This is a genomic window from Dapis hubbardiae BLCC-M172, assembly GCF_050016015.1.
GTDB lineage: Bacteria > Cyanobacteriota > Cyanobacteriia > Cyanobacteriales > Microcoleaceae > Trichodesmium.
Genome location: NZ_JBNHEQ010000013.1, coordinates 41,619 through 54,962 on the forward strand (window position 1 = coordinate 41,619; position 13,344 = coordinate 54,962).

A 13,344-nucleotide genomic window follows, 5' to 3' on the forward strand; every position below is an offset into this window, starting at 1 on the left:
CTCTATCCCTTGCTAAAATCGAACTTAGCAATGGCTAGCAAAGGTTGAATTTATGAAAAAACAAAGGCCAAGAAACTCTAATGGGACATTTAAGGAAGACCCAGAAGCCTTGACCAAAAAATCTATAGGTTTGAGAATTAGTAAAAAGAAAATGCCTAAGTTAGAGAAAGTTGCCAAACAAATGGGAAAATCAACAACAGAAATTTGTAGACTAATCGTTGAGGAATGGCTTGATTCTTTTGATTATGAAGATAAGCAAAAAAAGCAACTCGTTTCTGAGGGAAAGTTATCAACCTGATTGGAGACTCCCAGTCCAATCAGGTAAATCAACCCCAGGATTCAAAAGATAGTTCTCCAAAGTATCACAAACAAAGAGCTTTAGAACTTTATCAAGAGGGATTTAACTATCAAGATATAGCTGAAAAGTTAAAATTTGAGGGTTATAGAAATCGTAAAAATAATCCTTTTAGTGTTAGTTCAATTAGGAAATGGATTAAAGATAGTAGTTAGTAATAGACATCTCCAGAAAAGAGAGAACAGGGAACAGGGAACAGGAATAAAAAATAGATAATTTATGGATGATAATTGATTTGAATTTTAATTTTTGGAGATGTCTAATAGTTTTGTTGTAGATCGGTTCTAATATTTTAGAACCGTTATTATTGATTTACATAGAAAAGATTTATATAATATCAAGCGCGATAAGTTTTTGTTACCGAAATATTGTGGTTTAAAGCCTCCCCTTTTAAGGGGATAATAAATAAAAATTTTCCTGTTTATCAATCCTCTTCTTTTCAAGGAGAGGTAATTCGCGCATTCTTAATTCGCGCATTCTTAATTATTGAAAAATGGTAGAAGTAGGGAAGAAGGAAGAAGGAAGAAGGAAGAAGGAAGAAGGAGTAAATCTTGAAAAAAAGGGCAAAACGATATAAATATGTACCTAAAATGAATTGAAGGTGCTTTTTTTCAGCATCTCTGAGAGACAGAAACCTTTTTGTAGCATTCTTTTTTCAAACTGGTATAATACAAATATTGTTTCTGTTGCGTAATATTTATTGCTCTGCTGAATAAATCTCAAAGTATTGACAGATAAAGGTAAAAGCATTTTTAGGTCTTGAAAAAGTGCAAGGTTTTCGGTCTAGGGAGCTTAAAAAGTTAGGATTTTAGGGTGAAGCGAGGCATAAAAATCAAGGGATAAAATATCCGACAACCTCCTCTAAATTTCCCATTCATTCTGACTTCTAGATTAACCATCTAAACTTATACCGATGCTACCTGATTTGATATAAAGCCTTCTATTTTAAGATAAAAAAAGTCCTAGGAGATTTCCTTGTATTCAATTCCCGTAAGGTTTTAACCAGAGGTAATTATCAATTATCCATTATCCATTATTGCTCCTGTTGCGTAATATTTATGCTTGTTCACCGAAAAATTAAGATATAAAGCCTTCTCTTTTAAGATAAAAAAAGTCCTAAGAGATTTCCTTGTATTCAATTCCCGTAAGGTTTTAATCAGAGGTAATTATTAATTATCAATTATCAATTATCAATTATCAATTATCAATTATCCATCTATAGGCAACAAAATTTCAAATTCAGTTCCCACTCCTGGAGTAGAATTCAGATTTAACTTTCCCTTATGCTTGTCAACAACAATTTGATGGGTAATTGCTAATCCTAAACCAGTACCTTTACCAACAGCTTTTGTCGTAAAAAATCTATCAAAAATTTGCTCTTGAATTTCATAGGGAATACCAGGACCATTATCAACAATACGAATTGAAAGCCAATTATAAATTGGTTGATTATCTTGAGTATAAATCATATTAGCTTCCATCTCAGAAGTAGCATTTATTTCTACCTCATTCACAGATTTACCCAGATTTTTATCTGGATTTTCAGATAAATATTTAACTGTAGTATAAATCCAAATTTTAGCAGGTTTACTATTTGCTTCTTTATATTCTTCAAGAGCATCAAGAGCATTAGTAATCAAGTTCATAAAAACTTGGCCAACCTGACCAGGATTACACAAAATCAATGGTAAATCACCATAATTTTTAATAATTTCAACCTTGCTATTCTTCCAACGATTTTTTAAGATTAATAAGGTACTATCAAGACAGTCATTAATATTTGCTTCTTGGCGTTTAGTTCCTTCCATGTGGGAAAAACTGTGGAGGTTACTAACTAATTGCATCATTCTTTCAGCCGAAATTTCGATACTATTCATCATCTCTATGTAATCCTTTTTGAGAAATTCAAAATCAATCTCTTGCTTTACATCTTCAACTTCTTCTATCTCTTGGGGAAGATTTTCTTCGTAAGTATTAATCAATTGAATTAAATCTTGATAATAACCAGATACAAACTTAGAATTACCTGCTACACAATTAATCGGATTTCTCAGTTCATGGGCTAAACCTGCTACCATCTGTCCTAACATTACAAGTTTCTCGGTTTGAATAAGTTGTGATTGAGTTTGTTTTTGCAATAAATCTTTAGCAAGTTGATGAATATTAGATTGAGCAATTAGTAAATTTTTAGTTTCTAAAACTTGATAGTTTTCTGGGGAAACTTCTACAACAATTGGTTCACCAATTAATTCTTGAGGTCTCTTTACTGCTTTATAGGCAGCATCCACAATAGATGTATCTCCAGGCAGCACTAATAATTCATATTTAATAAAGTCGTATAAAACGTTAATAGGGCGATTTAAAAAAAGTTCTCTTCCATATTGACGACTCAAAGTTTTGACGAATTGCTGTTGAGAAATCATGCCGACAAATTTGCCAAATTTTGTCAAAATAATCCCTGGAAGTAGCTTATTTTCTTCAAAAATTTCAGCGATTACTACTCCTAATTGATGAATTTCAACGTGCATATTATGAAGAGTCAAGTCTCTTAAAGTGGAAGTTAAATCAAGGTGTTTATTTGAGTAATAAAACATTGGTTTTAAAGATGAATTAATGACCATCATTAATTAATGGATAATGGATAATGGATAATGGATAATGGATAATTGATAATTACCTCTGGTTAAAATGGATAATTGATAATTGATAATTGGTAATTGGTAATTGGTAATTGATAATTACCTCTGGTTAAAACTGAGAGGATTGAATTAAGGAAATATTATTTCTTCTCTTAGTCGATTGGATATGGCGCTAACGCTTTATATGTTGCGAAGCAAAACGCCATCCCATCCTGACGAAATGCGAGCAATTCATGTCGCGAAGCGAAACGACCACTTTTTTCTCTTGAAATAGAAGGCCTTATACCTTTATTTTTTGGTAAAATTTGGGTGATTTATTTATTATTAAGTATCTATGCAAAATTAACTAACTAGCTTTTAGCATTTCTGTTCCGGAATGCTGCGCAAACACCTAGCATCCTGGGTTATAACTGCGCGATTCAGGTTTTATAGCTATGGGTTAAAATCCCCTTCTAAAGGTTTACTGCTGACCACTGATTTGCTGACTGCTGATTGCTTTTTTAATTACATATTCTTTTCCTATATCCCTAAAATTATAACTATACTTTTACTGAAATAACTATAGCAATGTGCGCTGGCATATTTACACATTATTTTTTGTAACCTTTTTAATTACTGCACTTAGAAGCTCAAAATTGTAAATACCTGAGCGCTCATTGCTATACAATGCACCACTACCGAAAGTAAGATATTAATTAAAGATCAAAATTTATATTATTAAGGTTTAGTAAATATCTCCCATATACTATTTTGATTGTCCGTTAAAATCTTGAATTATCCTAGTAGCAGCCTGATATTCTAAAGGTCTAGCAAATAAAAAACCCTGACCTAATTCGCAACCCATATCTTTTAATTTATCTCGTTGTAAAGGGGTTTCTATTCCTTCTGCAACTATATCCATATTTAGACTCTTAGCTAATGTAATAATAGCAGCAATAGTTATATTATCTGAACTAGGCTCGATTCTCTTCACAAAAGCCCGGTCAATTTTCAATGTATCTATAGGAAACTCATAAAGACGACTCAAAGAAGAGTATCCTGTACCAAAATCATCTATACAAAGTTTAACTCCTAAATCTTTAATTTGATTGAAAATTTTATCCCGATGTTCAACACCTTCTAAAAGACAGCTTTCTGTAATTTCTAATTTTAAATTTTCTCCTGATATATTATTCTGCTCTAAAATTATTTTTAATTGTTGAATAAAGTCTACTGCCGTTAATTGTGGGGGGCTAAGATTAACATTTAAAACTAAACTTTGAAATTCAGGAAAATGTTGTTGCCAAGAGTTTAATTGTTGACAAGCTGCTTCCAAAACCCACCACCCAATATCATGTATTAATCTAGTTTTTTCAGCAATTGGAATAAATTTTCCTGGAGAAACTTGTCCGCAACTAGAATGATTCCAACGAACTAATGCTTCAAAACCTTTCAATGAATTATTTACAAGATTAATAATTGGTTGATAGTGCAGAAATAATTCCTGTTTTTTAATCGCCTGACGTAGCTCATTTTCCCAATTTAAACGTTGTAAAACATCTACTTGCATTTTAGGTTCAAATACAGCATATCCTGTTTTTCCATAATCTTTAGCTTTTTGCATCGCTATGTTAGCATCCCTGAATAAATCAGTAGAATTATGATATCCAAAAAAGCTGTAAGTAATCCCAATACTAGCCTTAACAAATATCTGATAACCGTCTAACTCATAAGGATACTGTAAATATTCTTGCTGAATACGCTCCGCTAATTCAGTAGCTTCAGATGGATTCTCTATTCCCTCTAATAAAATTACAAATTCATCACTACTCAGCCTTGCTAATAAATTATTAACTCCTATGCTATTTTGCAGTCTAATAGCTATTTCTTGGAGTAATATATCTCCTTTAGAATACCCTAAACTATCATTAATTAACTTGAAGCGATCTATATCAAGCAATAGTAAAGCATAATGATAATTGTGATTTAAACTAAACTCAATTGTCTGATCAAGTTGACCCAAAAATCTAACTTTATTTGGTAGACCTGTTAAAGGATCGTGGAAAGAATTATACTGTAACTTAACCTCTCTTTGAAGTAACTTAGCTTGAGTTTCATGTAATTCCGCAGTTGCTTGTTCTAGCTTGGTATTTCCCTGTATAACTTTTTGCTCTAAATTTGGGATAAAATTTTTATTTTGTTGCTCTAGAGACTGAGCTTTTCTAATAATTCCCTTGAGATTACCTTTCATAGCTAACTCATAAAATTTATCGAGAGTTTTTATTGGAGGAGGAACTATGATTTCTTCATTTTCATCAGCTACCTTTGCTAGAGAATCATTCATTTCTTCATACTCCCACTCCAAATTTAATAGTTGTCTAATTTTAAGAAATAAGTCTTCAGTTGTGAATGGTTTAGGGAGAAAATCATTAGCTCCTACTGACAAACTTTTGTCTTGATCGGTTTCAAAAACACTTGCAGATGTAGCAATAATTGCCACATCTGGATAAATTTCTGATGCCCGAATTTGTTTAATCAATTCAAACCCATCCATTATTGGCATTAACAAATCAGTAATTACTAACTGAGGATTAAACATCTGAATTTTTTGCCAACCTTCTTCACCATCGTTAGCTTCTATCACCTTAAAACCAATAGGTTGAAGCAGTTTGATTAACAAAGAGCGATTTTCAAATTTGTCATCTATGACTAAAACAGTAGGAGCAGCACCCTTAATACCAATAATTTCACCACAGCGATCGCTCTGGCAAGTCTTCACCCACTCCTGAGCTAAAGGTAAATCTATCTCAAACGAAAATATACTACCAACTCCAGGCTGACTTTGTACCTGAATACAACTACCCATCAGTTCCACAATTTTTTTGCGCTAATCCTAATCCTGTTCCCTCTATTTGTTGTTCCCTTTTTTGTTCAATCTGCTGAAATGGCTGAAAAAGTTGTTTTATTTGTTCTGAACTTATCCCTATTCCTGTATCCCGAACTTCAAACCGAGTTTTACCACCAGTCGCTTTACCAACTGTAAATGTAACCTTCCCCTCATCAGTAAATTTGATAGCATTGCCCAATAAATTAATCAACACTTGTCGCAGTCGTTTTTCATCAGCACAAACTCCCTCTGGTAAACCTATGACAGATTGATAAGAGAAAGCAATCCCCTTTTGTTCAGCATTAATACGACAAATTTCAACCACACCTTCAAGAAAAGCCGGAAAATGAAAGTCTCTCGGATAAAGTTCCATCCGTTCAGCTTCAATCTTCGACAAGTCAAGCACATCATTAATCAGAGACAGTAAGTGAGAACCGCAACGATAGATAATATCAACTCGACTTTTATCTTCGCGATCCATTTTCTTAGAGTTTTGCAAGAGTTGAGCATAACCCATAATCCCATTTAGCGGAGTGCGTAACTCATGGCTCATATTAGCTAAGAACTCACTTTTGGCAAGGTTAGCAACTTCAGCAGTCTCTTTAGCAGCCAATAATTCTTCCCCTAAAGTTTTCAACTTCTGATTTTGAATCAGTTGTGCTTCACTTTGTTGCTGCAATAAATCTTTAGCAAGTTGATGAATATGAGATTGAGCAATCAGTAAATTTTGAGTTTCTAAAACTTGATAATTTCCTGGTGAAACCTCTACCACAATTGGTTCATAAATATATTCTTGAGGTCTTTTGACTGCCTGATAAGCAGCATCTACAATAGGTGTATCTCCCGGTAAGACTAAGAATTCATGTTTAATAAATTCATATAAGATTGTGATAGGACGATTTAAAAAAATTTCTCTGCCATATTGGCGACTCACAGTTTTAAGAAATTGATTTTGAGAAATCATGCCAACAAATTCACCCGAATTTGTTAAAATAATACCTGGAAGTAGCCTATTTTCTTCAAAAACTTCAGCAATTACAACTCCCGATTGATTGATTTCAATTTGCACATTATCTAGTTGTAAATATTGTAAAGTAGAACCTAAATTCAACTGGGTATTTAAGTCATAAAACATAGATTAAAAAGAAGAGTTAACGACCATAAATCAAAATTAAGTGATTTGATATTCAATACTTTCACAAAACAAAATATCAATAAATATAACAATCATAGTTTTGATGAAATTCTTTATATTATAGCTCATTTATCTCACATAAATAATCAATTCTTTCCCCCTATTCCCTATTCCCTACTCCCTACTCCCTACTCCCTCTTTTTCCGATAATGAAAAATCAAATCAATTATCAGACATAAATAATCAATTCTTTCCCCCTACTCCCTACTCCCTACTCTCTACTCCCTCTTTTCAGGAGAGGTCTATTAAATTCTGTTATATAGTTATCGCATTTGCTAGCCCCAGACTTTGCCCTATCTACTACCATTGACAGTATATTTTTGAGTAATCTTTGCATAAAAATACCTAGAATCTATACTTAGAAAAATACTTCTAATACATACTTATAATATATACCTATTTCTCAAAGATCCACAAACTCAAAAGTTTTTTAGCGAAGTTTTAACCTTTCGTTTACCAAAAGATAATCTTGAGCATATTTTAGGTAAATAGACTTCTCCAAAAATTGCCAAAGCCTTTTTTCGCTTGACTTCAGCTTCTTTATAATTGCCAAGCATTTTTAGTATGTTGTACACCATTATCAGTCTTTGAGGTACTTATTGTTAATAAGTCAATGTTTTATTGCATCTTTTTTTCTTTTTATTGATTCAATTATTGAGATTTTATACTAAAATTAACGTTCCTATTCTTAGTCTGACTAAACCACATACTGTTAGAATTACTTTTTGAGAATTACTATCTTTTAATCTGAATCTTTCTCTGGCTACTCCAAATATTTTTATCAACCTAATTACATCTTCTACAAATATTCTTTTTTTCGCTTTTTCCTTGTTTTCTTCTTTAAATTTTGGTGCTAGTTCTTGTTTTCTCGGCTTTTTTTTCGGAGTCGTAGTTCTTTGTTCGCCTTGATCTCCTTTATCTACCTGAATTTTTTGTTTTTTATCAAATTTATTTTGTTGTTTTATGAGTAAATTAATATCGCTGTTTAGCCCTCTTTATCCCCCTACTACATCTACTATTTATGTACCTTTTTATGTAGTTATAGCAGGGAACAGGGAACAGTGGGAAAAGTATTTCCGTGGTCTTTGATTCATCATCATTCTATGTCGTAATCGCCCTGGCTGTTGCTATATTATTTAGTTTTTTAATGTATTATTTGTCTTTTTTCTAGAGTAATATTTTTTCTGTTTATCATCGTCCTCCGGCCTATATATATTCTGTTCTATACTATCTACAATTAATTTTTGTTCTATTAAAATTTCCTGTATCCATAAATATTCATTTTCTTTTCCACGGAATTATTCTAATAAACTACCTGGTAATAATCATTGTAATATATCTATCCAACAGGAAAAGGCGGAGCAAGTGCGGCAGCTATTAGGGGAGCGTTGTATGGGAAAGCCGGGCTAGGGTGTGCGGTTTTCCTATTGTCCTGTTTGCTATAGCTATTGACAATTTATTAACACAGCCATTACAATAAATCTTTGAGAAATCCTGGTAGATTCTCCCATGCTACTCAAATACAAGTACAAGCTAAAACCCCATAAAAGTCAAGCGCTAATTATTGCTAATTGGTTGGAATTAGCCAGACGGCAATATAATTACCGTTTGGCTGAAAGGCTAAACTGGTTTGAAGCCACGCGCACACCAGTAAATGCTTGTCCTCTTAATATTTCAGTAGTACCAGTACAGCGAATTTATCACGCACATTCCTGAATTTAGAGTACAAACACGAGATGGTAGAAAGAAAGATAGTAATGGTAATCCGATAACTAGAAAAGGTGACAAACATCCCAACATAATAAATGGTTATGTAGCTTGGGAAACAGTACAGTTAGCCAACTTAGCACAAACTAAAAAACTCTTCGGTGAATACAAGTCCATCCACTCCCAGGTATTGCAAGATGTGATCCAGCGCGTACAAACTACTATGGATAACTTTACCTTACCTGATAAAAACGGTAAAACCAGTGGCAGACCTAAATTCAAGGGGAAATATTATTATAATTCCTTCAGCTATCCTCAGTTATCAAATACCAACAACATTGTCAAAAATGCCAATGGTCGGTATTGTATCAATTTACCAAAGATTGGCTTAGTCCCTTTAATATACAATCGCTCAATACCAGTAGGATTCAAGATTAAGACAGGTACAGTCATCCGTGAAGCAGACGGATGGTATATTAGCTTCACGATAGAAGATAAAGCTGTACCTGTTGAGGTTGCAGAAATCCAACCCAATGCGCGAAAACTCAAAAGGTATTGATTTAGGATTGTTACACTATGCTGTGACCAGTGATTCTGAAATGGATTCAGCAATCCGTCGCAGGACACCATTTTAGAGTGAAAATTTATCATTCCCGTAGTGGCGCGTCAAGCTTTAAATGTTGTATTAGAATTTTGGACAAAAACAATATATAGCTTAGATTTTGCCATTTTCCTATTACCCTATTTTAAGCTTGACACGACAGTAGTAGACTGACACACCTTAAATGATGCATTAGATATAGGTTGGGTTGAGGAACGAAAGCCAACAACAGTCTTTCTCCCCTACTCCCTTACTCCCCTACTCCCCTACTCCCTAATGCACAGTTTTAGCTGTGTCGGTCCAGTAGGGTGTGTTAGACGGCTTAAATTCAGACTCTGAAATAGATTGAGCAATCCGTCGCAGGGCACCATTTTAGAGTGAAAATTTATCATTCCCGTAGGGTGCGTTAGACGGCTTAAATTCAGACTCTGAAATGGATTGAGCAATCCGTCGCAGGGCACCATTTTAGAGTGAAAATTTATCATTCCCGTAGGGTGCGTTAGACGGCTTAAATTCAGACTCTGAAATGGATTGAGCAATCCGTCGCAGGGCACCATTTTAGAGAAGTTAAAAGTTATAAGGTGCATATTGACTGGTAAAATTTAGACTGTGAACGGTGCGTTACGGCGCAATGTAAGATTTGACAGCTCAACGGTAATTTGTGGTCAGCGCCTTTTCATGTTGCGCAGCGTTAACGGAGTTATGCGACAGCAAAACGCACCCTACTGGAATTCTCCTGTGAACGGTGCGTTACGGCGCAATGTAAGATTTGACAGTTCAACGGTAATTTGTGGTCAGCGCCTAACGCACCCTACTGAACTTCTCCTGATAACTGATAACTGTATTACAGCCAATTACCTACTAAGACAAAAGGTGCCCAAAAGTAAGGATGATTGTATTGTGGATTTTTTATTAAAGCTATTTGAGCTTGGCGGAGCGCTTCTGCTTTAGTCAAATTAGTTTCAGATTTAGTAGTTAGCACCTGGTAAAAATCTATCATAAATTCAGCCGTAGACAAATCGTCAACAGACCACAATGTTGCTAGGGTACTGCGGGCACCAGAACGCAAAGCCAATCCAGCTAAACCTAATCCAGCTCTATTATCTCCAGCAGCAGTTTGACAAGCACTAAGTATCAGTAATTCTATTGGGTCTCGATTTTGTTCTTGTAATAATTCAGAAAATTCTTTAACCTGGAGGCGAGTATCCCAAGTTAACAGAAATGTTTCTTCTGGATCGGAACTAAACTGACCATGAGTTGCCAAATGAACTACCCGAAATGGTTTACCTTCTACTTTCTTTTGGAAAGCTACTTGAGTAAATTCCTCGTTCAAGAGAATAGTTTTTGAGTCTATTTTTTTGGCAATTTCCTCAATTTCAACTCCTACTCCTGGTAGAGGGGTAAAACCTTGACGTGCTTCAGTAAGACCCAACATTAAAACATTAAGTCTTGCACTTTCGAGGCCCTCTGGAAATAATTGCAACCCTTGGCTCAGACCAATGCTATATTTCTCAATCAGATACTGTTGACCATCGTATAAACTAGCCATTGGTATATTTCTCAGGAAGCCATCAAGCACAAATACTAGAGTCTGAATATTATTAGCTGCTAAATCTACTTCTGCTGGTTGAATTAGCCAGTTGTATACTTCTTGAGCAAGTTTGAGTCTTTCTTTTTGGGAAAATCCAATATAAAATGCAGAGTACAGTTGTTCAAGAGTGCTTTGAATTTCCTCTTGCGGTAGTGGAGTAATGTAATGAAGCAAGGGATGATCGGGTAGTGAAAGAATTACTTCTAGGCGATCGCTTCTTTCGCTGCCTGCCATTCTCCCAAAGCTTGATATGCTGTGGAAATATAGTTTAAAGTTTGAGCTTGACGAATAAATTGTTCTTGTTTTGCATAGTCTTGAGCAACCTTTTGCCAATTATCAATTGCTTCTAAAAATTGGCCTTGCTGATAAAGCTCTCGGCCTTTTTGTTCTATTTGTTGTATCGGTGTTTGGGCAAAAGCAGTTGGGGCATAGCGATCGAATGCTGGCAAAATAGTTGTGACTAATATAAAGGTTAATAGCCCTAATATTAGATTACTCAGGAAGATAGAAGATCGAAAACGGGAAAATTTCAGCATATGAGCATAAAATTTTATTTATTTATAAGGTACTACAAGTAGTTCTTTTTTTGGCGTTGGTGAATGAGCTATGAAATATCAAAAGCGTGTTATAAGAAACCGGGTTTGTATTAGATGCCGATACATACTGATATCTGTCTCCAACAAACCCGGTTTCTAGAATGCCGAAAATCATAGCCAAAATCACCAAGGCCCTTTTTTTTGAATCTAGGATACTCTGAGAACATTAGAGTAAAGACCAGGTTAAAAATAAGTTAAATTTTTAGTATTCCTACACCTGTAATAGTAGATGGAACCCATTTGATATCTATTTAAACAATAGGGTGTATTGGAGTATTTTGCAATCTTTGCCACAACCAAAACGACGCTCTATGCAACATCCTTACCGAATAATTAAGGTTTAAAGCCAACTATATCAAGAGAAACAATTAATTTATTTTCCTTTTATTTAATTCTCTTCCTTTTAGGGAGAGGTAATTATCAATTATCCATTATCAATTATCAATTATTGAATGTGGTCTCCTGGAATTAATACCCCTATAAATCTTGACAATTAATTGGTCGATACCAATTCTGATTAGGCATAACTGCTACTAATTCTACCCTACCATCTGGGTGAAATATCCAACCCGTTGATTCGATTAACTGATTTTGATATTTGGGTAAAGTCTCATGGGTGACAATTTGATTTCCTGAAAATGTTCGCTCTCCTGAAACTGCATAATTTTCTAAATCTTGCCAGAGACTTTGACCGCGCAATGTTTCCATTGGAGCAACAGGTATACCGCCACGACCAATAAAAGTAAAAGAACTATCCCCACTACCTGCACAACCTGCTGCTACAAGTTGGTTGAGGTCTGTAGTTTCCTCTGGCAAAGGGGCAACAGCACTACTGGGGTCTACTTCCGGGTTGTTGATAGTCACTATACCAGAAACACCCAGTGCCGAACTGGCTGTAATTTCACTATCGCGAGATTGAAATAAACCTTCAGTGGTAATGCTAAGACTGCCACCCGCACCCTCAAAAGCATTGGCAGTAATGTTACTATTTTCCAGAATAACTATATTCTCAGCATTAAGATCAATATCGCCACCGTTACCCGTACCCCCTGCTTCTGTAGAAATTTGACTACTACGACGGAGTTCGAGGAACCCTGTCGTTATATTTATATTACCACCTTCCATTTTACTAAACTTACCCAAACTTACCCAAGAGGGTTTTGGAGTTAGCTTCCTGCTTCACAGAAGACCACTGACCGCAGTCTGCAACTTATCTTCGAGAGCAGGCTTGAAATCGCTTGAAACTCAAGCTACTGACGTGCATAGTTTTCTAGGTTTATAGCGGCATTAAAATCTCTGGGAGCAGTGAAACCACAGTGTCCGCATTCGTAAGTTCTCACACTTAAAGGCATTTTCTGTTGATGCCCACAGTGAGAACATAATTGAGAAGTCGGATAAAATCTAGGAGCTATCACTAGCTGGCTTCCATACCACTCACACTTGTATATAAGCTGACGCTTAAACTCATAAAACCCACAGTCTGCTATGGCACTTGCTAGTTTATGATCTCTTGGTGCGCGTTCCGCAAGCGAGCTTTCGTCGTCGCGGGGTCGCACCGCTTTTTGAGCATTCCACTTACATTCAAGTCTTCTATCACTATGGTGCTGTGGTTCAAAGCTCGCCCATGTTGTCAGTTTATGTAGTGCATCTGCTCTAATATCTGCTACTTTCTTGTGCAATATTGCTAGTTTTTTGATAGCTTTGACTCTGTTTTTAGAGCCAAGCTCCTTTTCGTTGAGTATCGGGACTTTAGTGAAAAAATAGTAAAAAAAAGGGTATAATATATATCTGATA

At 35.0% G+C, this 13,344-nt stretch carries 12 protein-coding genes; 4 read left to right on the plus strand and 8 right to left on the minus strand.

Features of this window, described 5'->3' with window-relative positions:
• Positions 1–52 precede the first annotated feature (52 nt).
• Positions 53–298: a hypothetical protein gene (locus ACP6PK_RS01390; RefSeq protein WP_094670910.1), complete on the plus strand. Its 246-nt coding sequence runs from the start codon at positions 53–55 to the stop codon at positions 296–298.
• Positions 298–510 (plus strand): recombinase family protein, encoded by a 213-nt coding sequence (locus ACP6PK_RS01395; RefSeq protein WP_426557133.1) that lies wholly within the window; start codon positions 298–300, stop codon positions 508–510. Before ACP6PK_RS01390 ends, ACP6PK_RS01395 begins: the two co-directional genes overlap by 1 nt.
• A gap of 1,053 nt (positions 511–1,563) precedes the next feature.
• Here the strand turns inward: ACP6PK_RS01395 and ACP6PK_RS01400 are convergent.
• The 4 genes from ACP6PK_RS01400 to ACP6PK_RS01415 all read right to left on the minus strand — a co-directional run bounded on the left by ACP6PK_RS01400 (position 1,564) and on the right by ACP6PK_RS01415 (position 8,032).
• Positions 1,564–2,949: an ATP-binding protein gene (locus ACP6PK_RS01400; RefSeq protein WP_426557110.1), complete on the minus strand. Its 1,386-nt coding sequence runs from the start codon at positions 2,947–2,949 to the stop codon at positions 1,564–1,566.
• Positions 2,950–3,739: 790 nt separating this feature from the next.
• Positions 3,740–5,839: a two-component system response regulator gene (locus tag ACP6PK_RS01405; protein WP_426557112.1), complete on the minus strand. Its 2,100-nt coding sequence runs from the start codon at positions 5,837–5,839 to the stop codon at positions 3,740–3,742.
• Positions 5,832–6,995: a histidine kinase dimerization/phospho-acceptor domain-containing protein gene (locus tag ACP6PK_RS01410; RefSeq protein ID WP_426557114.1), complete on the minus strand. Its 1,164-nt coding sequence runs from the start codon at positions 6,993–6,995 to the stop codon at positions 5,832–5,834. Before ACP6PK_RS01410 ends, ACP6PK_RS01405 begins: the two co-directional genes overlap by 8 nt.
• A gap of 722 nt (positions 6,996–7,717) precedes the next feature.
• Positions 7,718–8,032 carry a transposase family protein gene (locus ACP6PK_RS01415; protein ID WP_426557135.1) on the minus strand — a complete coding sequence of 105 codons (315 nt, stop codon included), beginning with the start codon at positions 8,030–8,032 and terminating at the stop codon, positions 7,718–7,720.
• Positions 8,033–8,564: 532 nt separating this feature from the next.
• Between ACP6PK_RS01415 and ACP6PK_RS01420 the strand changes: the two genes are divergently transcribed.
• Complete coding sequence (locus ACP6PK_RS01420; protein WP_426557116.1) at positions 8,565–8,771, plus strand: helix-turn-helix domain-containing protein; 207 nt, start codon at positions 8,565–8,567, stop codon at positions 8,769–8,771.
• A gap of 214 nt (positions 8,772–8,985) precedes the next feature.
• Positions 8,986–9,321, plus strand: a complete 336-nt coding sequence (locus tag ACP6PK_RS01425; protein WP_426557118.1) for a hypothetical protein — start codon at positions 8,986–8,988, stop codon at positions 9,319–9,321.
• An 886-nt stretch (positions 9,322–10,207) separates the two neighbouring features.
• On the opposite strand, the gene ACP6PK_RS01430 is transcribed toward ACP6PK_RS01425, so the two are convergent.
• The 4 genes from ACP6PK_RS01430 to ACP6PK_RS01445 form a co-directional block, all read right to left on the minus strand.
• Positions 10,208–11,188: a CHAT domain-containing protein gene (locus tag ACP6PK_RS01430; RefSeq protein ID WP_426557120.1), complete on the minus strand. Its 981-nt coding sequence runs from the start codon at positions 11,186–11,188 to the stop codon at positions 10,208–10,210.
• Complete coding sequence (locus ACP6PK_RS01435; protein WP_426557121.1) at positions 11,158–11,403, minus strand: hypothetical protein; 246 nt, start codon at positions 11,401–11,403, stop codon at positions 11,158–11,160. Before ACP6PK_RS01435 ends, ACP6PK_RS01430 begins: the two co-directional genes overlap by 31 nt.
• A gap of 624 nt (positions 11,404–12,027) precedes the next feature.
• Entirely contained in the window at positions 12,028–12,693 is a 666-nt protein-coding gene (locus ACP6PK_RS01440) for a hypothetical protein (protein ID WP_426557123.1), read from the minus strand.
• A gap of 107 nt (positions 12,694–12,800) precedes the next feature.
• Positions 12,801–13,344: RNA-guided endonuclease InsQ/TnpB family protein (locus ACP6PK_RS01445; RefSeq protein ID WP_426557125.1), on the minus strand; the 544-nt coding region annotated here is incomplete at its 5' end.